The organism is Pseudomonas sp. S2_A05, from assembly GCF_054668485.1.
Genome location: NZ_CP162775.1, coordinates 5,683,335 through 5,707,072, shown reverse-complemented (window position 1 = coordinate 5,707,072; position 23,738 = coordinate 5,683,335). Strand labels below are relative to the sequence as shown.

Annotated in this window: 20 protein-coding genes and 2 pseudogenes; 8 read left to right on the top strand and 14 right to left on the bottom strand. The window is 60.9% G+C overall.

Going from position 1 to position 23,738, the window contains the following annotated elements; translation table 11 throughout:
- Window positions 1-55 precede the first annotated feature (55 nt).
- The 5 genes and pseudogenes from rng to mreB all read right to left on the bottom strand — a co-directional run bounded on the left by rng (window position 56) and on the right by mreB (window position 4,979).
- Complete coding sequence (rng, locus tag AB4O12_RS25720; RefSeq protein ID WP_016771696.1) at window positions 56-1,513, bottom strand: ribonuclease G; 1,458 nt, start codon at window positions 1,511-1,513, stop codon at window positions 56-58.
- A gap of 58 nt (window positions 1,514-1,571) precedes the next feature.
- Complete coding sequence (locus AB4O12_RS25715; protein WP_150636098.1) at window positions 1,572-2,168, bottom strand: Maf family protein; 597 nt, start codon at window positions 2,166-2,168, stop codon at window positions 1,572-1,574.
- Window positions 2,169-2,205: 37 nt separating this feature from the next.
- Window positions 2,206-2,697 (bottom strand): rod shape-determining protein MreD, encoded by a 492-nt coding sequence (mreD, locus tag AB4O12_RS25710; protein WP_042608773.1) that lies wholly within the window; start codon window positions 2,695-2,697, stop codon window positions 2,206-2,208.
- Window positions 2,697-3,765 (bottom strand): annotated as a pseudogene (gene mreC, locus AB4O12_RS25705) (rod shape-determining protein MreC). The gene mreD and the pseudogene mreC overlap by 1 nt, the downstream one beginning before the upstream one ends.
- Before the next feature lie 176 nt (window positions 3,766-3,941).
- Window positions 3,942-4,979: a rod shape-determining protein MreB gene (gene mreB, locus AB4O12_RS25700; RefSeq protein ID WP_002555108.1), complete on the bottom strand. Its 1,038-nt coding sequence runs from the start codon at window positions 4,977-4,979 to the stop codon at window positions 3,942-3,944.
- A 211-nt stretch (window positions 4,980-5,190) separates the two neighbouring features.
- Between mreB and gatC the strand changes: the two genes are divergently transcribed.
- From gatC to AB4O12_RS25670, 6 genes are all read left to right on the top strand, one after another.
- Window positions 5,191-5,478 carry an Asp-tRNA(Asn)/Glu-tRNA(Gln) amidotransferase subunit GatC gene (gene gatC, locus AB4O12_RS25695; RefSeq protein ID WP_122601838.1) on the top strand — a complete coding sequence of 96 codons (288 nt, stop codon included), beginning with the start codon at window positions 5,191-5,193 and terminating at the stop codon, window positions 5,476-5,478.
- Window positions 5,479-5,494: 16 nt separating this feature from the next.
- Window positions 5,495-6,946 carry an Asp-tRNA(Asn)/Glu-tRNA(Gln) amidotransferase subunit GatA gene (gatA, locus tag AB4O12_RS25690; protein ID WP_016771701.1) on the top strand — a complete coding sequence of 484 codons (1,452 nt, stop codon included), beginning with the start codon at window positions 5,495-5,497 and terminating at the stop codon, window positions 6,944-6,946.
- A 10-nt stretch (window positions 6,947-6,956) separates the two neighbouring features.
- Complete coding sequence (gene gatB, locus AB4O12_RS25685; protein WP_016771702.1) at window positions 6,957-8,402, top strand: Asp-tRNA(Asn)/Glu-tRNA(Gln) amidotransferase subunit GatB; 1,446 nt, start codon at window positions 6,957-6,959, stop codon at window positions 8,400-8,402.
- 218 nt (window positions 8,403-8,620) lie between these two features.
- A complete protein-coding gene (locus tag AB4O12_RS25680; RefSeq protein WP_460059925.1) occupies window positions 8,621-8,992 on the top strand; it encodes a septal ring lytic transglycosylase RlpA family protein in 372 nt (123 codons plus the stop codon).
- Between the two features lie 97 nt (window positions 8,993-9,089).
- On the top strand, window positions 9,090-10,100 hold the full coding sequence (locus AB4O12_RS25675) for a calcium/sodium antiporter (RefSeq protein ID WP_052392150.1): 1,011 nt from the start codon (window positions 9,090-9,092) through the stop codon (window positions 10,098-10,100).
- Window positions 10,097-10,477: a carboxymuconolactone decarboxylase family protein gene (locus AB4O12_RS25670; protein ID WP_123443389.1), complete on the top strand. Its 381-nt coding sequence runs from the start codon at window positions 10,097-10,099 to the stop codon at window positions 10,475-10,477. Before AB4O12_RS25675 ends, AB4O12_RS25670 begins: the two co-directional genes overlap by 4 nt.
- A gap of 100 nt (window positions 10,478-10,577) precedes the next feature.
- On the opposite strand, the gene AB4O12_RS25665 is transcribed toward AB4O12_RS25670, so the two are convergent.
- The 5 genes from AB4O12_RS25665 to kdgD all read right to left on the bottom strand — a co-directional run bounded on the left by AB4O12_RS25665 (window position 10,578) and on the right by kdgD (window position 17,278).
- Window positions 10,578-11,519, bottom strand: a complete 942-nt coding sequence (locus tag AB4O12_RS25665) for an AEC family transporter (protein WP_041477966.1) — start codon at window positions 11,517-11,519, stop codon at window positions 10,578-10,580.
- Window positions 11,520-11,769: 250 nt separating this feature from the next.
- Complete coding sequence (garD, locus tag AB4O12_RS25660) at window positions 11,770-13,323, bottom strand: galactarate dehydratase (protein WP_016771706.1); 1,554 nt, start codon at window positions 13,321-13,323, stop codon at window positions 11,770-11,772.
- A gap of 11 nt (window positions 13,324-13,334) precedes the next feature.
- Complete coding sequence (locus tag AB4O12_RS25655) at window positions 13,335-14,696, bottom strand: MFS transporter (RefSeq protein ID WP_041477964.1); 1,362 nt, start codon at window positions 14,694-14,696, stop codon at window positions 13,335-13,337.
- Window positions 14,697-14,849: 153 nt separating this feature from the next.
- Window positions 14,850-16,295: an aldehyde dehydrogenase family protein gene (locus AB4O12_RS25650; protein WP_024011600.1), complete on the bottom strand. Its 1,446-nt coding sequence runs from the start codon at window positions 16,293-16,295 to the stop codon at window positions 14,850-14,852.
- A gap of 71 nt (window positions 16,296-16,366) precedes the next feature.
- Window positions 16,367-17,278 carry a 5-dehydro-4-deoxyglucarate dehydratase gene (gene kdgD / locus AB4O12_RS25645; protein ID WP_039759443.1) on the bottom strand — a complete coding sequence of 304 codons (912 nt, stop codon included), beginning with the start codon at window positions 17,276-17,278 and terminating at the stop codon, window positions 16,367-16,369.
- Window positions 17,279-17,576: 298 nt separating this feature from the next.
- On the opposite strand from kdgD, the gene AB4O12_RS25640 reads away from it, so the two are divergent.
- Entirely contained in the window at window positions 17,577-17,957 is a 381-nt protein-coding gene (locus AB4O12_RS25640; RefSeq protein WP_056782919.1) for a hypothetical protein, read from the top strand.
- A gap of 3 nt (window positions 17,958-17,960) precedes the next feature.
- Here AB4O12_RS25640 and AB4O12_RS25635 read toward each other — a convergent pair.
- The 4 genes and pseudogenes from AB4O12_RS25635 to AB4O12_RS25620 all read right to left on the bottom strand — a co-directional run bounded on the left by AB4O12_RS25635 (window position 17,961) and on the right by AB4O12_RS25620 (window position 22,537).
- A pseudogene (locus AB4O12_RS25635) lies at window positions 17,961-18,711 on the bottom strand (FadR/GntR family transcriptional regulator).
- A gap of 186 nt (window positions 18,712-18,897) precedes the next feature.
- Window positions 18,898-20,625, bottom strand: a complete 1,728-nt coding sequence (locus AB4O12_RS25630; protein WP_056782917.1) for an ABC transporter ATP-binding protein/permease — start codon at window positions 20,623-20,625, stop codon at window positions 18,898-18,900.
- A 96-nt stretch (window positions 20,626-20,721) separates the two neighbouring features.
- On the bottom strand, window positions 20,722-21,282 hold the full coding sequence (locus tag AB4O12_RS25625; protein ID WP_003221630.1) for a response regulator transcription factor: 561 nt from the start codon (window positions 21,280-21,282) through the stop codon (window positions 20,722-20,724).
- Complete coding sequence (locus AB4O12_RS25620) at window positions 21,275-22,537, bottom strand: ATP-binding protein (RefSeq protein ID WP_016771713.1); 1,263 nt, start codon at window positions 22,535-22,537, stop codon at window positions 21,275-21,277. Before AB4O12_RS25620 ends, AB4O12_RS25625 begins: the two co-directional genes overlap by 8 nt.
- Before the next feature lie 409 nt (window positions 22,538-22,946).
- Here AB4O12_RS25620 and AB4O12_RS25615 point away from each other — a divergent pair, with 409 nt between their 5' ends.
- Entirely contained in the window at window positions 22,947-23,663 is a 717-nt protein-coding gene (locus AB4O12_RS25615) for an SIMPL domain-containing protein (protein ID WP_016771714.1), read from the top strand.
- The last annotated feature ends 75 nt before the right edge of the window (window positions 23,664-23,738 follow it).

Sequence of the window (23,738 nt, the reverse complement as noted above, 5' to 3'; positions counted from 1 at the left end):
AAAAAACTGCGAAAAGCTGAGGCCAGCCGCGTTGAATGAAGGGTGATGCAGGGTTTCAGAGCAGCACCACGTCATATTGTTCCTGGGAATACATGGTTTCCACCTGGAAGCGTATGGTGCGACCGATGAAGCCTTCAAGCTCGGCGACGTTACCGGACTCTTCATCGAGCAGACGATCGACCACCTTCTGGTTGGCCAGCACCCGGTAACCCTCGGCCTGATAAGCGCGGGCCTCGCGCAGAATCTCGCGGAAGATCTCGTAACAGATGGTTTCGGCGGTCTTCAGTTTGCCGCGTCCCTGACAACTGCTGCACGGTTCGCACAGCACCTGCTCAAGGCTTTCGCGGGTGCGCTTGCGGGTCATCTGCACCAGGCCCAACTCGGTGATGCCGATGATGTTGGTCTTGGCGTGGTCGCGCTCCAGCTGTTTCTCCAGAGTGCGCAGGACCTGACGCTGGTGCTCTTCATCTTCCATGTCGATGAAGTCGATGATGATGATCCCGCCGAGATTGCGCAGGCGCATCTGCCGGGCGATCGCCGTGGCCGCTTCGAGATTGGTCTTGAAAATGGTTTCTTCGAGGTTGCGATGACCGACGAACGCCCCGGTGTTGACGTCGATGGTGGTCATGGCTTCCGCCGGATCGATCACCAGATAGCCGCCTGACTTCAGCGGCACCTTGCGCTCCAGCGCGCGCTGGATTTCGTCTTCGACACCGTACAGATCGAAGATCGGTCGTTCACCCGGGTAGTGTTCCAGACGATCAGCGATTTCCGGCATCAGTTCGGCGACAAACTGCGTGGTTTTCTGGAAGGTTTCCCGGGAATCGATGCGGATCTTCTCGATCTTTGGATTGACCAGATCACGCAGGGTGCGCAGGGCCAGGCCGAGGTCTTCGTAGATCACGCTCGGCGCGGCGATGGTCTTGATCTGCTCGTTGATCTGGTCCCAGAGGCGCCGCAGGTAGCGGATGTCCATGAGGATTTCATCAGCGCCCGCGCCTTCAGCGGCTGTGCGCAGAATGAAACCGCCGGCCTCCTTGATGCCTTCTTTGGCCACGCAATCGCTGACCACCTGCTTGAGGCGCTCGCGTTCGGCTTCGTCTTCGATCTTCAGGGAAATGCCAACGTGGGCAGTGCGCGGCATGTACACCAGATAACGCGAAGGGATCGACAGTTGCGTGGTCAGGCGTGCGCCTTTAGAGCCGATCGGATCCTTGGTGACTTGCACCACCAGGCTCTGGCCTTCGTGCACCAGCGAACTGATGCTTTCCACCGCCGGGCCTTCGCGCAGGGAGATTTCGGCGGCGTGAATGAAAGCCGCACGATCGAGGCCGATGTCAACAAATGCCGCCTGCATGCCCGGCAGGACGCGAACGATCTTGCCTTTATAGATGTTGCCGACGATCCCGCGTTTCTGCGTGCGCTCGACGTGGACTTCTTGCAGCACACCGTTTTCGACCACCGCCACGCGCGATTCCATCGGCGTGATGTTGATCAGAATCTCTTCACTCATGGCAGGATCTCGTTCAGGCATGTTCACGATAGTGGCCGCATCTGGATTCGTACGACGCTCAGGGCGTGTTCAGGTTTTGCCAACAGGGTATGCCGAAATGGCCCAACACCTCGCAGGTTTCGCACAACGGCAAGCCGACCACCGCCGAATAGCTGCCTTCGAGCCCGGCGACAAACACCGCACCCAGGCCCTGAATGCCATAGCCGCCGGCCTTGTCGCGCGGTTCGCCACTGGCCCAGTAGGCAGCGGCCTCATCGCGGCTGATGGTGCGGAAACGCACGCGACTGCGCACCACCCGCGACTCGCAGCGCTCGCCTTCAAGCACGGCGATGGCGGTCAGCACTTCGTGTTCGTTGCCGGACAACATCATCAGCATGGCGCATGCATCGGCTTCGTCCACCGGTTTGCCAAGTATTTTGCCGTCGAGCACCACTGCGGTGTCGGCGCCAAGCACGCAGAACGGCTGATCAGAGACGACCGAACAGCGACCGGCCTCAGCCTTGCCACGCGCAAGGCGTTCGACATAGGCCGAAGGGGATTCTTCAGGAAGCGGGGTTTCGTCGATGTCCGCGCTGATGGCGGAGAACTGCACGCCGATCTGCGTGAGCAATTCACGGCGACGCGGTGAGCCGGAGGCGAGGTAAAGCAGTTTCATCAAAACATCTCCCTGTTCAGTGCCCTGCTTCACCGGCTCAATAGATTCTGTAGCGTCGGCACATCCCGCGAAGGGCGAAGCTGACCCACGGCCAGAGCAAGGCACTGACCAGCGCCGGCAAGACCAGCGCCAGGGTTGGCTGACGGTTGCCGGTCAGAGCGCTCAGCCACAGTTGCGCCAACTGTGCGAGGCCGAAGATCACCAGGATCACCAGGCACTGCTGCCACATCGGGAACATGCGCAGGCGCTGCTGCAACGACAACACGAGGAAAGTAATCAGGGTCAGGATCAGCGCGTTCTGTCCGAGCAGGTCGCCCTGCAGGACATCTTCGGCCAGCCCCAGACAGAACGCCGTCACCATACCGACCGTGTGCGGCATGTACAGCGCCCAAAACGTCACGAGCAAGGCCAGCCACAGCGGGCGAAGGATTTCCATGAAGATCGGCAAAGGTGAAACGCTGAGCAGGATGCCGACGAAGAACGTCAGCCAGATCATCCAGCCGTTTGCGGATTTTTTCGCGCCGACCATTATTCTCGTCCCCCGGTAGTCGCTGGCGGTTTCGCCGGTGGTTTGCTCGCGGCCGGCGGTTTGGCAGCGGCCGGAGCGGCAGCGGGCGGCTTGCTCGCGGCGGGCTTGGCCGGCGTGGTGGCAGGCGCTGCGGCTTCAGTGGCCGGCGCTGCGGTAGCGGTCGACGGCGTGGCAGGCATGATCAACGGTTTCGGCACGCTGGCCGGCAACATCGGGCCGCCGCCGTGGGCATCGAGCTGTTCTTGGGCCTGGGCGGCGTCATTGGCGCGTTCCTCGGCGGTGCGGCTGTCGCTGAACACCAGCAGCAGGTAGCGGCTGCGGTTCAGGGCGGCTGTGGGCACGGCGCGGACGATAGCGAACGGTTGGCCGGAGTCGTGGATGACCTCTTTTACCGTGGCCACCGGATAACCGGCCGGGAATCGCTGGCCGAGACCGGAGCTGACCAGCAGATCGCCTTCCTTGATGTCCGCCGTATCGGCGACATGACGCAATTCCAGTGCGCTCCGGGTTGCCGGTGCCGCTGGCAATCGCGCGCAGACCGTTACGGTTCACCTGCACCGGAATGCTGTGGGTGGTGTCGGTCAGCAGCAGGACACGCGAGGTGTACGGCATCAATTCAACCACCTGGCCCATCAGCCCGCGTGCATCGAGCACCGGTTGGCCGAGCACCACGCCGTCGCGCTCACCTTTGTTGATGATGATGCGATGGGTAAAGGGGTTGGGGTCCATGCCGATCAACTCGGCCACTTCGACCTTTTCATTGACCAATGCGGAGGAATTGAGCAACTCGCGCAGCCGAACGTTCTGCTCGGTCAGGGCCGCGAGCTTTTGCATGCGTCCCTGCAACAGCAGGTTTTCGGTCTTGAGTTTTTCGTTTTCGGCGACGAGCTCGGTGCGGCTGCCGAACTGACTGGCGACCCCTTCCCACAAGCGGCCGGGCAGGTCGGTGATCCAGTAGGCATCCATGAGCACCAGCGACGCTTGCTTGCGCGCGGGCTTGAGCAGGTCGAAACGTGCATCGACCACCATCAGTGCGACCGCGAGCACGGCCAGCACCAACAGGCGCACGCCCAACGAAGGGCCTTTGGTGAAAAGCGGTTTAATAAGCCGCTCCTCCCAGGCAAATGTTCTGTTTATTCATACGGCATCAAACCGGCCTGGATGAAGACTGACAGAAGATAAACGCCAACAGGCAGCACTGCAAAGTGCTGCCTGTGCGTTCACCCACGTATTGCATTCGAAGCTTATTCGCTCGAAAGCAGATCCATGGTGTGCTTATCCATCATTTCCAGCGCACGGCCACCGCCGCGAGCAACGCAAGTCAGCGGATCTTCGGCAACGATCACCGGCAGACCGGTTTCCTGGGCCAGCAACTTGTCGAGGTCACGCAGCAGCGCGCCACCACCGGTCAGCACCAGGCCACGCTCGGCGATGTCGGAAGCCAGTTCCGGCGGCGATTGCTCCAGCGCGCTTTTCACCGCCTGAACGATGGTGGCCAGCGACTCTTGCAGAGCCTCGAGCACTTCGTTGGAGTTCAGGGTGAATGCGCGTGGAACGCCTTCGGCCAGGTTGCGACCGCGTACATCGACTTCGCGCACTTCGCCGCCCGGGTAGGCCGTACCGATTTCCTGCTTGATGCGCTCGGCGGTGGATTCACCGATCAGGCTGCCGTAGTTACGGCGCACGTAGGTGATGATCGCTTCGTCGAAACGGTCGCCGCCGACACGTACGGATTCGGCGTAGACCACACCGTTCAGGGAGATCAGGGCGATTTCAGTGGTACCACCACCGATATCCACGACCATCGAACCGCGCGCTTCTTCAACCGGCAGGCCGGCACCGATCGCAGCAGCCATCGGCTCTTCGATCAGGAACACTTCACGGGCACCGGCGCCAAGGGCCGATTCACGGATGGCACGACGCTCAACCTGGGTGGACTTGCATGGAACGCAGATCAGCACACGAGGGCTGGGCTGCAGGAAACTGTTTTCGTGAACCTTGTTGATAAAGTACTGCAGCATCTTTTCGCAGACGCTGAAGTCGGCGATCACGCCGTCCTTCATCGGACGAATGGCAGCAATGTTGCCCGGCGTACGGCCGAGCATGCGCTTGGCCTCGGTGCCGACAGCAACGACACTTTTCTGGTTACCGTGTGTCCGAATGGCCACAACCGATGGCTCATTCAGGACGATACCGCGCTCGCGCACGTAAATAAGGGTGTTGGCAGTGCCCAGGTCAATGGAAAGATCGCTGGAAAACATGCCACGCAGTTTCTTGAACATGGGAAAGGGACCCTAGGCAACGCGTGGGTAAAAAAGTGCGGCAAACTCTAACAACGACAGGGATTTTGGGCAAGGCGCCAATATGTTAAATTGGCCGCTTTTCTGTGCACCAAGCCCCACAATCGCGGCCTTATGACCGTAGAAGTGCGGTAGTGTTCCGACAATCTAACACACGGACGCCGTCCGTTCTGTTTTCCACTGGAGAATCCCGATGGCGCTAGAACGCTCCGACGTGGAAAAAATCGCGCATCTGGCCTGCCTTGGCCTCAGCGATGCCGATCTTCCGCACATTACTTCCGCCCTCAACAGCATTCTCGGGCTGGTCGACGAAATGCAGGCCGTTGATACCGACGGTATCGAGCCGCTGGCCCACCCCCTGGAAGCCAGTCAGCGCCTGCGCGCCGACGTGGTGACCGAGACGAATAATCGCGAGGCCTACCAGTCCATCGCACCAGCGGTCGAAAACGGCCTGTATCTGGTTCCGAAAGTCATCGACTAAAGGGAAAGAGCCTGCAATGCATCAAATGACTCTGGCCGAGATCGCCCGCGGTCTCGCCGATAAAAAGTTTTCCTCCGAAGAGCTGACCAAAGTCCTGCTGGCGCGTATTACCCAGCTCGATCCGCAGCTCAACAGTTTCATCAGCCTCACCGAGGATCTGGCCATCGAGCAGGCGAAAGCCGCCGATGCACGCCGGGCCAACGGTGAGAGCGGCGCCCTGCTCGGCGCGCCGATCGCCCACAAGGACCTGTTCTGCACCCTGGGCATCCGCACCAGCTGCGGCTCGAAGATGCTCGACAACTTCAAAGCTCCGTATGACGCCACTGTCGTTGCGAAACTGGCCGCTGCTGGCGCCGTGACCCTGGGCAAGACCAATATGGACGAATTCGCCATGGGTTCGGCCAACGAGTCGAGCTGGTACGGCGCAGTGAAAAACCCATGGAACCTGGAACACGTGCCGGGCGGTTCGTCCGGTGGCTCGGCCGCCGCCGTGGCCGCTCGCCTGCTGCCTGCCGCCACCGCAACCGACACCGGCGGTTCGATCCGCCAGCCGGCAGCATTCACCAACCTCACCGGCCTGAAGCCGACCTACGGTCGCGTTTCGCGCTGGGGCATGATCGCTTACGCCTCCAGCCTCGATCAGGGCGGCCCGTTGGCGCGCACGGCCGAAGACTGCGCGATCCTGCTGCAAGGCATGGCCGGCTTCGACCCGAACGACTCCACCAGCATCGATGAGCCGGTTCCGGATTACTCCGCCAGCCTCGGCGAGTCGCTGCAAGGCCTGCGCATCGGCGTGCCGAAGGAATACTTCAGCGCCGGTCTCGACCCGCGCATTGCCGAGCTGATCCAGAACAGCATCCAGCAGTTGCAGAAGCTCGGTGCGGTGATCAAGGAAATCAGCCTGCCGAACATGCAGCACGCCATTCCTGCGTACTACGTGATCGCCCCGGCAGAAGCGTCTTCCAACCTGTCGCGTTTCGACGGCGTACGTTTCGGCCACCGCTGCGAAAACCCGGAAAACCTCATCGACCTGTACAAGCGCTCCCGTGGCGAAGGCTTCGGCGCGGAAGTACAGCGCCGGATCATGGTCGGTGCCTACGCGCTGTCCGCCGGTTACTACGATGCCTACTACCTGAAAGCGCAGAAGATCCGTCGCCTGGTGAAGAACGATTTCATGGCTGCGTTCAATGAAGTCGACATCATCCTCGGCCCGACCACGCCGAACCCGGCCTGGAAGCTTGGCGCGAAGAACAGCGACCCGGTCGCTGCATACCTGGAAGACGTCTACACCATCACCGCCAACCTCGCCGGCCTGCCGGGCCTGTCGATGCCGGCCGGTTTTGTCGACGGTCTGCCGGTGGGCGTGCAGTTGCTCGCGCCGTATTTCCAGGAAGGCCGCCTGTTGAACGTTGCCCACCAGTATCAGCTCAACACTGACTGGCACACCCGCACCCCAACCGGCTTCTGAGGAGACACACATGCAATGGGAAGTCGTGATCGGGCTGGAGATTCACACTCAGCTCACCACCCGGTCGAAAATCTTTTCCGGTAGTTCCACCACATTCGGTTCCGAGCCGAACACCCAGGCCAGCCTGATCGACCTGGGCATGCCCGGCGTGCTGCCGGTGCTCAACCAGGAAGCGGTGCGCATGGCGGTGATGTTCGGTCTGGCAATTGACGCCGAGATCGGCCAGCACAACGTGTTCGCCCGGAAAAACTATTTCTACCCGGATCTGCCGAAGGGCTACCAGATCAGCCAGATGGAATTGCCGATCGTTGGCAAAGGCCACCTGGACATCGCCCTGGAAGACGGCACGGTCAAACGCGTCGGCATCACCCGCGCGCACCTGGAAGAAGACGCCGGCAAGAGCCTGCACGAAGAATTCAACGGTGCCACCGGCATCGACCTGAACCGTGCCGGCACGCCGCTGCTGGAAATCGTTTCCGAACCGGACATGCGCAGCGCCAAGGAAGCCGTGGCTTACGTCAAGGCGATCCACGCACTGGTGCGTTACCTGGGCATCTGCGACGGCAACATGGCCGAAGGCTCGCTGCGTTGCGACTGCAACGTCTCGGTACGCCCGAAAGGCCAGGTCGAGTTCGGCACTCGCTGCGAGATCAAGAACGTCAACTCGTTCCGTTTCATCGAGAAAGCGATCAACTCGGAAATCCAGCGCCAGATCGAACTGATCGAGGACGGCGGCAAAGTGATCCAGCAGACCCGCCTGTACGATCCGAACAAGGATGAAACCCGTCCGATGCGTTCGAAAGAGGAAGCCAACGACTACCGTTACTTCCCCGATCCGGACCTGCTGCCGGTGGTCATCGAAGAGTCGTTCCTCGGTGAAGTGCGTGCAACCCTGCCGGAACTGCCACCGCAAAAGCGCGAACGCTTCCAGAGCCAGTTCGGTCTGTCGGCCTACGACGCCAACGTGCTGGCCACCAGCCGTGAACAGGCGGATTACTTCGAGAAAGTCGCAGCCATCGGCGGCGACGCGAAACTGGCGGCGAACTGGGTGATGGTCGAGTTGGGCAGCCTGCTCAACAAGCAGGGCCTGGACATCGAGGATTCGCCAGTCTCCGCCGAGCAACTGGGCGGCATGCTGCAGCGCATCAAGGACAACACCATCTCCGGCAAGATCGCCAAGGTGGTGTTCGAAGCGATGGCCAATGGTGAAGGCAGTGCTGACGAGATCATCGAGAAGCGCGGCCTCAAGCAAGTCACCGACACCGGCGCGATCTCGGCCGTGCTCGACGAAATGCTCGCGGCCAACGCCGAACAGGTCGAACAGTACCGCGCGGCAGACGAAGCCAAACGCGGCAAGATGTTCGGCTTCTTCGTCGGCCAGGCCATGAAAGCCTCGAAAGGCAAGGCCAACCCGCAGCAGGTGAACGAACTGCTGAAAAGCAAGCTCGAAGGCTGACCACCAATGGAGCCAGATCCAAAGCCTGGCTCCATTCCCTGTGGAAGGGACCTGTGGCGAGGGGATTTATCCCCGTTGGGCCGCGAAGCGGCCCCAATTGCTGAGCTTGATTTGCACCAGATAAACCGAGTTCTCAGTTTTGGGACTGCTGCGCAGTCCAACGGGGATAAATCCCCTCGCCACAGGTCACTCCTACATTTGATCCGGGATACCTTTGAATGAAGCGTCTGTTGCTGAGCAGCGCCCTGCTCTCTCTGCTGGCCGGTTGCGCCAGTACCGACACCATCGACCCGCACGGTTACGACCAGACCGGCGTCGCCTCCTATTACGGAGCCAGGCATCACGGTAAACGCACCGCCAGCGGCGAAGCGTTCAACCAGCATTCCCTGACTGCCGCCCACCGCCAGTTGCCGTTCGGCACGCGGGTGAAGGTCACCAATCTGAAAAACGATGAATCAGTCGTGGTCCGCATCAATGACCGTGGCCCGCACACCCGTGGCCGACTGATCGATCTGTCACGCGAGGCCGCCGATGAAATCGGCATGGTGCGCAGCGGCACCGCACGGGTTCGCGTGCAGGCCCTCGACTGATGGAGCGCCGACCATTTTCGGACTAGCCGATCTGCCGCTGATCAACGTCATCGAATTGCTCAGCGGCCTGGTTCTTTTGATCATCGGCGCCGAGCTGATGGTGCGCGCCGCCGTGCGTCTGGCCGAGCGCCTGCATGTGCGTCCGTTGATCATCGGCCTGACCATCGTCGCCCTCGGCAGCAGCGCGCCGCAGATGACCGTGAGCCTGCAAGCGGCGTTGACCGACAACCCGGACATCGCCGTCGGCAGCGTGGTCGGCAGCGGCATCTTCAATATCCTCGTAACCCTTGGCCTGTCGGCACTGATCATCCCGCTGCGCGTATCGCGGCAACTGGTACGTCTGGATATCCCGTTGATGATCGGCGCCAGCCTGCTGGTATTCATCCTCGCCTGGAATAAAGACCTCGGGCGTTTCGACGGCGTCCTGCTGCTCGGCGCTCTGGCGCTGTACCTCGGCTTGCTGTTGCGTCAGTCGCGACATTCGACGCGCCCTCATACAGAGCGACCAACCGAGACGCAGCAATCCTGGTTGATCAGTGTGCTGATGATTCTCGCTGGCCTGGCCATGCTGGTGTTCGCCGGGCGTTTGCTGCTCGGCGCCGCCGTGGTCGTGGCCACCGACCTGGGCCTGTCGGAACGGGTCATCGGCCTGACCGTGGTTGCGGTCGGAACTTCGTTGCCGGAACTGGCGACGTCGCTGATCGCTGCGTTGCGCGGGCAGCGTGACATTGCCGTGGGCAACGTGATCGGCGCCAATCTGTTCAACCTGCTCGGGGTGCTCGGGCTGACCGCGCTGCTCGCACCGACGCCGCTCTCCGTCTCCCCCAACGCGCTGGATTTTGACTTGCCGGTGATGCTCGGCGTCGCTGCGCTGTGTCTGCCAGTGTTTTACTCGGGCTACCGCGTGACCCGGGCCGAAGGCTTGCTGCTGCTCGGTTTGTATCTGGTCTACGGGCTGCATGTGGTGTCGTTCACCACTGGTATGCCGCTGGCCGGCAAACTCGAGCGCTTGATGCTGTTTTATGTCCTGCCGGCGCTGCTGACGTTTCTGCTGTTCACGTCGATCCGCGCCTGGCGTCGCCAACACCACAAGAGAGATGTGCCATGAGCGAGTCGAAGCAGTCCGGGGTTGAAATCCGTCGTCAGGTCATGGGCGATGCGTTCGTTGATCGCGCCTTGGGCAACGCCACCGAGTTCACCCAGCCGTTGCAGGATTTCGTCAATGAACACGCCTGGGGTGGCGTGTGGAATCGCGAAGGTTTGTCGCTGAAAACCCGCAGCCTGATTACCCTCGCCGCGCTGACCGCGTTGAAGTGTCCGCAAGAGTTGAAGGGCCACGTGCGCGGTGCGCTGAACAACGGCTGCACGGTGGAAGAGATTCGCGAAGCGCTGCTGCATTGCGCGGTGTATGCCGGCGTGCCAGCGGCGATCGATGCGTTTCGCGCGGCGCAGGAAGTGATCGACAGCTATCAGAAACCGCAGTGACCGCCTTCGCGAGCAGGCTCGCTCCCACAGTTGGAATGCGTTTCCCTGTGGGAGCGAGCCTGCTCGCGAAGAGGCCCTGACAGACACTGCAAATCCTTGGTCAGATCCACCCACCCCACTGCAACACAAAGATCCCGACATTGGTGGTAATAGCCGCCATCAACGTGGTCATCACGATAATCGCTGCTGCAAGCTCATGATTGCCCTGCGCCGCCCGGGCCATGACGAAACTCGCCGCCGCCGTCGGGCTGCCAAAGTAGAGAAACAGAATCCCCAGCTCCGCGCCGCGAAAGCCCCACAGCCATGCCCCCAGTGTCGCCAGCACCGGCAGACCGATCATCTTCACCAGGCTGGAACTGAGCGCCATGTTGCCGCTCTTGCGCAGCGCCGCCAGTGACAGCGTGCCGCCGATACAGATCAGCGCCAGTGGCAAAGTGGTCTGCGCCAGATACTGGCCGGAGGTCTCCAGCCAGCCCGGCAGTCCGATCTTGAAATAGGCAAACGGCGCTGCCGAAATCACGCTGATGATCAGCGGGTTGCTGAACACGCTTTTGCAGATGCTCCACGGATCGGACTTGATCACCGGGCTGTATACCGCCAGCACGATGGTCGACAGCGTGTTGTAGAACAGGATCACCAGCGCCGCGAGAATCGCCCCGAGGGAAATGCCGTAATCGCCGTACATGCTCGCGGCGAGCGCCAGGCCTATCACGCCGTTGTTGCCGCGAAACGCACCCTGGGTGTAGATGCCGCGATCTTCCCGCGGACACTTGAAAATCGCCCAGCCCCAGGCCACGGCGAAACTCACCAGGGTGGCGAGGGAAAAGTAGATGAGTAGCGAAGGTTGCAGTGCGGCGTGCAGGTCAGCGTGGAGAATGCCGAGAAACAGCAGCGCCGGCATGGTCACGTTGAACACCAGCGACGAGGCGGTGTGGATGAAGTTGTCGTTGATCCAGTCGATGCGCTTGAGCAGCACACCGAGAAACAGCATGGCAAACACCGGCGCGGTGATGTTCAGGGTTTCAAGAAAGATTGCCAGCATGCCGGGGAGCCTTGGGTGAGCTTAGTCAGGGGGGCAATGATAAAGCAAAAGCCCCTCACCCTAGCCCTCTCCCAAAGGGAGAGGGAACCGATCGGGGGATATTTAAACAATCCACCGACCTGAAATGACATCGTCGAATCCATAATCGACCCGATTTGTCAGGTCGATGTATAGCGCCAAACAACTCGGTCGGCCCCTCTCCCTCCGGGAGAAGGCTGGGGTGAGGGGCTTTTGATCTTCCATGAAACGATCAGGTAATCGGCGCCGGGTTGAACAAGGTGATGTCGTTATGCAGCTTGTGTTTCTCCGCCCAGGTCTGTTGCTTGCCACTGGCAACGTCCAGGTAATAGTGAAACAACTCCCAGCCGAGTTCTTCGATGGTCGCGCGCCCGGTGGCAATGCGTCCGGCGTCGATGTCGATCAGGTCCGGCCAGCGCTGCGCCAGTTCAGTCCGCGTCGAAACCTTGACCACCGGCGCCATGGCCAGCCCGTAAGGCGTGCCGCGACCGGTGGTGAATACGTGCAGGTTCATCCCTGCTGCCAGTTGCAACGTACCGCAGACAAAATCGCTGGCCGGCGTCGCGCAGAAAATCAGGCCCTTGTGCTTGAAACGCTCGCCCGGGCCGAGCACGCCATTGATCGCGCTGCTGCCGGACTTGACGATCGAGCCCAGGGACTTCTCGACAATGTTCGACAACCCGCCCTTCTTGTTGCCCGGCGTGGTGTTGGCGCTGCGATCGGCTTCGCCCTTGGCCAGGTAACGGTCGTACCAGTCCATTTCGCGCACCAGCTCTTCGGCGACGGTTTGCGTTTGCGCCCGTGAGGTGAGCAGGTAGATCGCATCGCGCACTTCGGTGACTTCGGAAAACATCACCGTCGCCCCCGCACGCAACAGCAAGTCCGAGGCATAACCCAGCGCCGGGTTGGCGGTGATGCCGGAGAACGCGTCGCTGCCGCCGCACTGCATACCGAGAATCAGCTCGGAGGCCGGCACGGTTTCGCGGCGGCGCTGGTCGAGTTTCTTCAAACGCACTTCGGCCAGCTCCATGATCTGTTCGATCATTTCGGTGAAGCCGTGACTGGAATCCTGCAAGCGGTACAACCACGGATCGCTGAGATCCACCGACGCATCGTCCTCGTGCATCACCTGCCCGGCCTGCAATTTCTCGCAGCCCAGACCGATCACCAGCGCCTCGCCGCCCAAGTTCGGGTTGCGCGCCAGATTGCGCACGGTACGAATCGGGATGTAGGCATCGGTCGCGGTAATCGCCACACCGCAGCCATAACTGTGGGTCAGCGCCACCACGTCATCGACGTGCGGGTACTTCGGCAGCAGCTCTTCCTTGATGCGCTTGACCGCGTGATCGAGCACACCGGTGACGCACTGCACGGTGGTGGTGATGCCGAGAATGTTGCGCGTGCCGACGGTGCCGTCGGCGTTGCGATAACCCTCGAACGTGAAGCCTTCCAGCGGTGCCTGCGCATCCGGCACGTCGGTGGACAGCGGCAAGCTGTCCAGCGGCGGCGCGGTGGGCATGCGCAGTTGATCTTCCTTGACCCAACTGCCGCGACGGATCGGCTGCAACGCATAGCCGATAATCTGCCCGTAACGAATCACCGGGCCGCCCTCAGGAATATCCTCCAGAGTGACCTTGTGGCTCTGCGGTACGAAATCCAGCGTGACCAGGCCATCGGCAAACTCGGTACCGGCCGGTACGCCCTGATCGTTGACCACCACTACAACGTTGTCCCGCTCGTGCAGGCGGATGTAGCGCGGCGAGTCGGAATGTTCAATCAACTGCATGACGCCGCTCCTCAGGAATGCGCTTGAGACAAATTGCCGGTGGCTTCATTGCCGCCCTTGGCTGGCGGCTCTTTCAAGACCACACGCTTGATCGGGCCGACGATCACCAGATAGCTGAACACCGCGACCAGTGCGTTGGCACCGACAAACACCAGCGCCCACTTGAACGAGCCGGTGGAGCTGATGATGTAGCCGATGACGATCGGCGTGGTGATCGAAGCGATGTTGCCGAAGGTGTTGAACAAGCCACCGCTCAGACCGGCGATCTGTTTCGGCGAAGTGTCGGAAACCACCGCCCAGCCCAGTGCGCCAACGCCTTTGCCGAAGAATGCCAGAGCCATGAAGCCCACCACCATCCATTCCACGTCAACATAGTTGCACGCGACGATGCTGCTCGACACCAGCAGGCCGGCGATGATCGGCGCCTTGCGGGCGAAGGTCAGCGAATGGCCCTTGCGCAGCAGGTAGTCGGAAATCACCCCGCCGAGCACGCCGCCGATAAAGCCGCAAATGGCCGGCAACGAAGCGATGAAACCGGCCTTGAGAATGGTCATGCCACGCTCTTGCACCAGATACACCGGGAACCAGGTCAGGAAGAAGTAGGTGATGCCGTTGATGCAGTACTGGCCCAGATACACGCCGAGCATCATGCGGTTGGTCAGCAACTGACGGATGTAATCCCACTTCGGACCGTCGGACTTCTTGCCCTTCTGATCCATGTCGACCATGCCGCCGTTGTCAGCGATGTGCTTGAACTCGGCCTCGTTGACACGTGGGTGTTCGCGCGGGCTGTAGATGACTTTCAGCCACACCAGCGAGAACACGATACCGAGGATACCCATGACGATGAACACGTGCTCCCAGCCGAAGCTGTAGACGATCCAGCCCATCAACGGCGCGAACAGCACGGTGGCAAAGTATTGCGCCGAGTTGAAGATCGCCGAAGCGGTACCGCGTTCAGCGGTCGGGAACCACGCCGCCACGATGCGCGCGTTGCCGGGGAACGATGGCGCCTCGGCCAGGCCCACCAGGAAACGCAGCATGAACAGCGCAACCACTGCCGTGGACATGCCGAATTCACCGACGAAGCCTTGCAGCACGGTGAACAGCGACCAGGTGAAAATGCTCAGGGCATAGACTTTTTTCGAGCCGAAGCGATCGAGCAGCCAGCCACCGGGAATTTGCCCGGCCACGTAAGCCCAACCGAATGCGGAGAAGATGTAGCCGAGGGTGACGGCGTCAATGCCAAGGTCCTTTTGCAGGCTGGAGCCGGCAATGGCGATCGTGGCACGGTCGGCGTAGTTGATCGTGGTCACCAGAAACAGCATGAGCAGGATCAAATAGCGGACGTGAGTCGGCTTGGAGGATTGCATGCAGATGTACTCCCACTGATTATTTTTATGCGGGTAAAACATTCTTTGGTCTTTGTGGGAGCTGGCTTGCCAGCGATGGCATCAGCGCGGCGTGCCTGCAGCACCGCGTTGCCTGAATCGCTGGCAAGCCAGCTTCCACAGGTATTGCATGTATCAGGAACCGATGTAGGCAGTCTTCACGACCGTGTAGAACTCTTGTGCATAGCGGCCCTGCTCACGGGAGCCGTAGGACGAGCCTTTACGCCCGCCGAACGGTACGTGGTAATCCACACCGGCGGTCGGCAGGTTGACCATCACCATCCCGGCCTGTGAGTGGCGCTTGAAGTGGTTGGCGTACTTCAGCGAGGTGGTGGCGATGCCGGCCGACAAGCCGAATTCGGTGTCGTTGGCCATTGCCAGCGCAGCTTCGTAATCGGCCACACGAACAATGTTGGCCACCGGGCCGAAGATCTCTTCGCGGCTGATGCGCATCGACGCTTCGCTGTCGGCGAACAGCGTTGGCGCGAGGAAGTAGCCCTCGGTGTCGCAAGTCACCACACCGCCGCCGCTGACCAGACGTGCACCTTCGGACTGGCCGATGTCGATGTACTTCATGTCCTGTTCCAGCTGCGCCTGGGAGACCACCGGACCGATGTCGGTGCCGGCCTTCAGCGCGTGGCCGACCTTGATCGACTTCATGCGCTCGGCCATCGCTTCAACGAACTTGTCGTGAATGCCGGCGGTGACGATCAGACGGCTCGATGCTGTGCAGCGCTGGCCGGTGGAGTAGAACGCGCTCTGCACCGACAGCTCGACCGCTTGCTTGAGGTCGGCGTCGTCGAGAATGATCTGCGGGTTCTTGCCGCCCATTTCCAGCTGCACCTTGGCCTGGCGCGAAACGCAGTTGACCGCGATCTGGCGGCCAACGCCCACCGAACCGGTGAAGCTGATGCCGTCGACTTTCGGGCTGTTGACCAACGCCTCGCCAACCACGCGACCGCTGCCCATTACCAGGTTGAACACACCGGCCGGGAAGCCCGCGCGGGAGATGATTTCGGCCAGCGCCCAGGCGCAGCCCGGCACCAGATCGGCAGGCTTGAGCACGACGCAGTTGCCGTAGGCCAGGGCCGGAGCAATTTTCCACGCCGGGATGGCGATCGGGAAGTTCCACGGAGTGATCAGACCGACCACGCCCAGCGCTTCGCGAGTGACTTCGACGTTGACGCCCGGGCGTACCGACGGCACGTAGTCACCGGACAGACGCAGGCATTCACCGGCGAAGAACTTGAAAATGTTGCCGGCGCGGGTCACTTCACCGATCGCTTCCGGCAGGGTCTTGCCTTCTTCACGGGCCAGCAGCGTGCCGAGCTCTTCGCGACGGGCGAGAATTTCCGTGCCGACTTTATCCAGCGAATCGTGACGAGCCTGGATGCCCGACGTGGAGTACGCCGGGAACGCAGCGCGGGCAGCGTCGATGGCGGCGTTGACCTGGGTCAGGTCAGCCTTGGCGTAATCGCCGATGGTGTCACTGAGTTCGGACGGGTTGATGTTGGCCGAGTAATCGGCACCGGCGACCCATTCGCCATTGATGTAGTTGTCGTAGCGTTTTGCAGTTGTCACAGGGCAGCCCTCAACTCTAAAAGCCTTCACGCAAAAAGCCGCTGATTGCTCAGCGGCCTCGCTTTTCTCGCTTATTGCGCGCCTTGCTTGTCGATCAGCGCGGCGAGCATTTCGTACTCTTCGCCGGTCAGGTCGGTCAGCGGCGCACGCACCGGACCTGCGTCATAGCCGGCGATTTTTGCACCTGCCTTGACGATACTCACGGCGTAACCGGCCTTGCGGTTACGGATGTCCAGGTACGGCAGGAAGAAGTCGTCGATGATCTTGCCGACGGTGGCGTGATCTTCGCGAGCGATCGCGTGGTAGAAGTCCATCGCGGTTTTCGGGATGAAGTTGAACACCGCCGAGGAGTACACCGGCACGCCCAAAGCCTTGTAGGCAGCGGCGTAGACTTCAGCGGTCGGCAGACCACCCAGGTAGCTGAAGCGATCACCGAGGCGGCGACGGATCGACACCATCAACTCGATATCGCCCAGGCCATCCTTGTAGCCGATCAGGTTCGGGCAGCGCTCGGCCAGACGTTCCAGCAGCGGCGCGGTGAGACGGCAAACGTTGCGGTTGTAGACGACCACGCCGATCTTCACCGATTTGCACACGGCTTCAACGTGGGCGGCAACACCGTCCTGGCTCGCTTCGGTCAGGTAGTGCGGCAGCAGCAGCAGACCTTTGGCGCCCAGACGCTCGGCTTCCTGAGCGTATTCGATGGCCTGGCGGGTCGAACCACCGACGCCGGCGAGGATTGGCACGCTGGTTGCGCAGGTGTCGACGGCAGTCTTGATGATTTCCGAGTATTCGCTGGCGGCCAGGGAGAAGAACTCACCGGTGCCACCGGCGGCGAACAGAGCCGAAGCGCCATACGGAGCCAGCCATTCCAGGCGTTTGATGTAGCCCGCGCGGTTGAAATCGCCCTGCGCGTTGAAATCGGTCACCGGGAAAGACAGCAGGCCGGCAGAGAGGATGGACTTCAGTTCTTGTGGATTCATTATTCGAACACCCTGGTAGCAACGTTTTATTGTGAGTGGACCGTTCAGCCTTCGCCGAAGTTGTAGGTCATCGTACAACTTAAAATATAACCGTCAACTGCATTTCATCGTTGGCAGGGCTTTTTTGTCGGACAAGATTGGCTTTTGCGCTTTATGAAATGGCTACAAGGCTCGTGCTTGACGCTTTCGAAGGCTGAAATATCCGGTCTGGATTCGTTTAATTCTGTAGCGACCTGCGGCTCGTAAAGTACGTCGACTGCCACGAAGGATCGTGGCGGACCACTCAAAGGAAGCCGCTATGTCGATGCATTTTGCCGCCCCCACCCTCACCCACGTCGCCCCAGCGCAAGACGATTGCGTGACGCTTCAGCTCTCGCAATTGCCGGACATCCTCACCGTGCAGGTCCCGGATTCCAGCGATTTCGCAGCAAACTGGAGCGTCTACGCGGTCCTCGGCAGCGATGCCGAGGAACCTGAATGGGAAGGTGATGAGGTGGACACTGGCGCCTGGGACGACGCCGAGGATGAAATGGAAAAGTTGCTCGACATCGAGGTGCAGCTGCCGAAAGAGGCATTGCAACCGTACCTGAACCGCGAGGTGGAGCTGCGTTACAAGTTTCGCGATGAGTCGAGCATGGAGCCGTATTCGCTGCCGCTGCGAATGCGCATAGAGGCGTAAGACTCAGCTTCGCTGCGCCTGCGCCTCTTCATGAGCCTGGCGCAGTCTTTCACGGCTATTGGTCAGGTGCAGACGCATCGCCGCACGCGCGGCATCGGAGTCCTGACGGGCAATCGCGTCGTAGATTTCCTCGTGCTCGCGGCTCAGGCGGCTCATGTAGTGCTGTTGATCATCGTGGGCCAGCCGCGCCGAGTTCAGCCGCGTACGTGGAATGATGCTGGTGCCCAGGTGCGTCATGATGTCGGTGAAGTAGCGGTTGCCGGTGGACAGGGCGATTTCCGGGTGGAAAGCGAAGTCCGACGACACCGCATCGCTGGCATGGGACGCGCTTTCGTTCAAGGCGTCGAGGGCGGCGCGCATGGTTGCCAGTTGCTCGGGGCTGCGGCGTTGCGCGGCAAGGCCAGCGGATTCGACTTCGAGGCTGATGCGCAATTCGAGAATCGCCAGCACGTCACGCAGGGTGACAACGGTGGCCGGATCAATGCGGAAACCGCTCGGGCTCGGCGTATCGAGAACAAAGGTGCCGATGCCGTGGCGGGTTTCTACCTGGCCGGCGGCCTGCAGACGGGAAATTGCCTCGCGGACCACGGTGCGGCTGACGCCATGGGCTTCCATGATCGCCGACTCGGTGGGCAACTTGTCGCCACGCTTGAGCAGGCCATCGCGGATCTGCTCGCTCAACACCGTCACCAATTCCTGGGCGAGGCTGCGGCGCTTGCGGGGGGAGGCGCGGGGTGTCGATCAGCTTTTCCATGGTCTGCATCTTGTCTCGAAAGTTCGGCTTGGCGCCATCATAGCTCAAGCGGGTTGTACGATCACCGGGCAGATCACATTGCCCTACTGTGGGAGCGAGCCTGCTCGCGAAAGCGGTGGTTCAGACGACAGATTCGTCGACCGATATGACCCCTTCGCGAGCAGGCTCGCTCCCACAGGTGGGTGTTCAGACAGTTATGGCCTGTTCGACCAGACGACCGCTGTCGATCCGCACGTGCCGTGGATGGAATCGTTTCAAACTGCTTCGGTGACCGACGCTGACAATGCTCAGCCCCGGAATCTCATCGATCAACGCCTGATACAAGGTCGCCTCGTCCTCTTCATCCATCGCCGATGTAGCCTCGTCCATGTACAGCCATTGCGGTGCGTAGAGAAGCGCGCGGGCGAAGGCCAGGCGTTGTTGCTCGCCCGGTGAAAGCATGCGCTGCCAGTGATTGGCTTCATCCAGCCGCCCGACCAGGTGTGGCAGACGGCAGGTTTCCAGCACCTGTGCATAACGTTCTGGCGCGTAGGTATCGCCCGGTTGTGGATAACTCAACGCTTCACGCAATGTGCCGATCGGCAGATAAGGCTTCTGCGGCAGGAACAGATAGCGCGCCGCCGGTAAACGAATATTGCCGTGCCCCGCCGGCCACAAATGCCCCATCGCTCGCAGCAGTGTCGACTTGCCGCTGCCGGACCGCCCGCTGAGCATAACGCGCTCACCCGGTTCAACGGTCATGTCGGCGTCGGTCAGCAGGTGACGACCATCGGCCAGATCGAGGCCGAGGTTGTGCACCTGCAACTCACTGCCCTGGTTCTGCACGTCGATGGCCGGGGTGCGTTGTTCGTTGTCGCTCATGGCCTGACGGAAACTCAGCAAACGATCACAGGTGGCGCGCCACGCGGCGAGATCCGAGTAGGCGGTGATGAACCAGCTGAAATTCTCCTGCACGTTGCCGAACGCCGAGTTGATTTGCATCAGCTCGCCCAGTTCGATCTTGCCGGACAGATAGCGCGGTGCGGCGACGACAAACGGGAAAATGATTGCGATCTGCCCGTAGCCGGAGGTGAAGAACGTCAGGCGCTTGGACACGCGCATGATGTCCCAGAAATTGTGCCAGACCAGTCCGAAGCGATTGCTCAAGCGGCGGTTTTCATTGGGTTCGCCGTTGTACAAGGCGATGCTTTCAGCGTTCTCACGCACGCGGACCATGGAAAAACGCAGGTCTGCTTCGAAGCGTTGTTGCTTGTTGTTCAGACCGATCAGACGGCGACCGATCAAATGCGTCAGCCAACTGCCGACCGCCGCGTACAACAGTGCGCACCAGAACATGTAGCCGGGAATCTCGATGCCGAACACTTCGATACTGCCCGACACGCCCCACAAAATGATCGAGAACGACACCAGACTGACAATCGTGCGCAGCAGCCCGAGGCCCAGGCTCAGGGTGTTGGCGGTGTAAGTGTTGAGGTCTTCCGAAATCCGCTGATCGGGGTTATCGGTATAACCGCCCTGCTCCAGCTGGTAGTAATTCTTGTGGTCCAGCCAGCGCTTGAAGTGCTTTTCGGTCAGCCACGCCCGCCAGCGGATCGTCAGCATCTGCGTCAGATACAACCGATACACCGCGCCGAGAATCGCCACCGTCGCGATGCCGCAGAAATACAGGATCAACTGCCAGAACGCGGCTTCATCCTTTCTCTGCAAAGCGTTGTAGAAATCCTTGTACCAACTGTTGATCCACACCGAGATGGCTACGCTGAACAGCGTCAGCGCAATTACGGCAATCAGCAACGTCCAGGCCTTGCCCTTCTCTTCGCTGCGCCAGTAAGGCGTGGTCATCGCCCAGACCTTGCGAAAAAACTGCCCGCGCACAGCATCGTTGACCGCGGAATATTCAGCGTTCTGATTCATGGATAAGGCTCGATAGTAAAAAGAACGGACACGCGCCGATCATAGATGATCGGCGCGTTTTATCGCGAGGGCTGGCGATAGTCGTTCAGCGCAGGTTCAGCGACGCACCGGGCGCTTCTGCAGTTTGCGCTGCAAGGTGCGGCGGTGCATGCCCAGCGCGCGGGCCGTGGCGGAAATATTGCCTTCGTGCTCGGTGAGCACGCGCTGGATGTGCTCCCATTGCAGACGATCGACCGACATCGGGTTTTCCGGCACCAGACTGTCGAGATCGGCGTGCTCAGACAGCAGCGCGGCCAGCACGTCGTCGGCATCGGCGGGTTTGCACAGGTAGTTGCAGGCGCCACGCTTGATCGCCTCGACTGCCGTGGCAATGCTCGAATAACCGGTGAGGATCACCACGCGCATTTCCGGATCGAGTTCCAGCAGCTTGGGCAGCAGGACCAGACCGGAGTCGCCGTCCATTTTCAGGTCCAGCGCAGCGTAATCAGGCAGATCGGCCTGGGCGATGGTCAGGCCTTCTTCAGCGGAACCGGCAGTGCTGACGCGAAAGCCGCGACGGGCCATGGCGCGGGCCATGACGCGGGTGAAGGTCGCGTCGTCGTCGACCAGCAGCAGATGCGGCAGTTCTTCGCCTTCGACTTGGATTTCGTCACTCATGTTGGTCTCCTCGGGCGCCGTGGGGCAGGCGCAGCTCGGTGAGCGTGCCGCCTTCCTCATGACTATAGAGTTTCACTGAGCCGCCGGCGCGTGTCACGCTGGCCTTGCTCAAAAACAGGCCCAGGCCGAAACCTTTGCCCTTGGTGGTAAAAAACGGCTTGCCGATCTGCTCGGCGATGGCCAGCGGCACACCGGCGCCGTGGTCGCGAATGCTGATCGTCAAAGTCTCTGCGTCCCAGTCGAGGGTCACCTGGAGATTTTCCGGGCAGGCGTCGGCTGCATTGTTGAGCAGATTCAGCAATGCCTGGGTCAGATCCGGCGGCGGCGCCATGCGCGGCACCGCCCCCTGACCGAGACGCTGGAAGCGATAACTGGCTTCCGGGCGCATCAGGTGCCAGCGGTTCAGCGCTTCGTCGAGCCAGTCGGTAACGTCCTGCATCTCCACCGCCAGACGCCGATTGGCCTCGGCGGCACGGACCAGTTGCTGCAAGGTTTCCTTGCACAGCTTGACCTGATCCTGCAGCACTTTCAGATCGTCCTGCAGCAGTGCATCGGGGTGATCCTGCTGCATTTCCTTGAGCAACACGCTCATGGTCGCCAGCGGTGTGCCCAATTCATGCGCCGCACCGGCGGCCTGGGTCGCAACGGCGAGCAGCTGCTGATCACGCAGCCCTTCCTCCCGGCGGATCGCGCGCAATTCTTCCTGCCGGCGCAGCTCTTCAGCCATACGCGCGGCGAAGAACGTGATGACCGCAGCAGCCAGGGCAAAGCTCAGCCACATGCCGTAGATCTGCAGATTCTCACGGGCGACCGGCAGGGTTTCCAGCGGATAGAAACGCGTCAGCATCAGCGTGTACAGCGCCAGCGCGATACCGGACAGAATCACCGAATAACGCCACGGCAAGGTCACCGCCGCGATGGTCAGCGGCACCAGATAATAGGAAACGAAGGGGTTGGTCGAACCGCCGGAGAAATACAGCAGCGCACTGTGAATCACCAGATCGCAGGCCAGTTGCAGCGCGTATTCGAGCTCGGTCACCGGCCACGATGTGCGCAGGCGCACGGCAGTGAACACGCAGAGCAGAATCGAACAGCCCAGGGTCATCGCCAATTGCACCCACGGCAACGGCAGCAATTGCAGCCAGTAGGCCAGACCCACGGACCCGGCCTGCGCGGCGAGCACAAGTGTGCGGATGAAAGTCAGCCGCCAGAGGTTCTGGCGAGTGGCGGAAGTCAGTTGTACGGGGGCGAGCATGAGCTCTCCTGATGAGCGCTCCAGGCGGATCGCACGGAGTATAACCAAGGCGCGGGGTTCAGAGGCGAAAGTGCGGCAAACGACCACATGGCGACGATGAAGAATTCATCTGAGTTGAAGAAAATTCCGAAGGCTATTGGAGATCATTGTGGCGAGGGGATTTATCCCCGCTGGGTGGCGGAGCCGCCCCAAATCATGCGACCTCATTTAACCAGAAATACCGTATCAGCCGGATTTGCGCCTGCTGCGCAGCCGATCGGGGATAAATCCCCTCGCCACAGAAGCACTCCCCACTGCGCGCAGGTATCTGTATAGAAGTTGTAACTGGGCGAACCGGATCATAGAAGTTAGAGTCTGATGGTTCACGCAGGCCGCGACCCATCACCTGCGCCTCATTCAAGGAGCCTTCATGCACACATTTCGCCGCAGCGCCGCCCTCCTCGCCCTGACCGTCGGCAGCGTCGCCAGCCTTCCGGCGCTGGCCGCCGATGAGCTGCACTACAACCAGATTTCCCTGCGCGCCGAAGTCAGCCAGGAAGTGGCCCGCGACCAGATGATCGTGACGCTCTACACCGAAGAGCAGAACACCGACCCGGCCAAACTCGCCGCCGCCATCAGCACCACCATGAACAAGGCCACCGCCCAGGCCAAACAAGTCAAAGACATCACCTTGCGCACGGGCAGCCGCAACAGCTATCCGATCTACGACACCAAAGGCCAGAAGATCACCGGCTGGCGCGAACGCGCCGAACTGCGCCTGGAAAGCACCGACTTCGCCGCCCTGTCCAAACTCACCGGCGAGCTATTGACCGACCTGAAAATGGGCGGCATGGACTTCGCCATCGCCGACCCGACCCGCAAGGCCAGCGAAGACCAGTTACTCAAAGAAGCCGTCACCGCCTTCAAGACCCGCGCCCAACTGGCCACCGATGCACTGGGCGGCAAGGGCTACAAAATCGTCAACCTGAACCTCAACAGCAACGGTTACCCACAACCGTACCTGCGCGCGCCGATGATGATGAAAGCCGCGGCCATGGATTCCGCCCCGGTGACCCCGGAAGTAGAAGCCGGCACCAGCCAGGTCAGCATGACCGCTGATGGCTCGATTGAAGTGTTGATGCAGTGATTTGAGCTTGGCTGAATGAAGGACCGGCAATCAGTCAATGGTTGCCGGTTTTTTTGTGCCCGGGTTTTGTAGTGA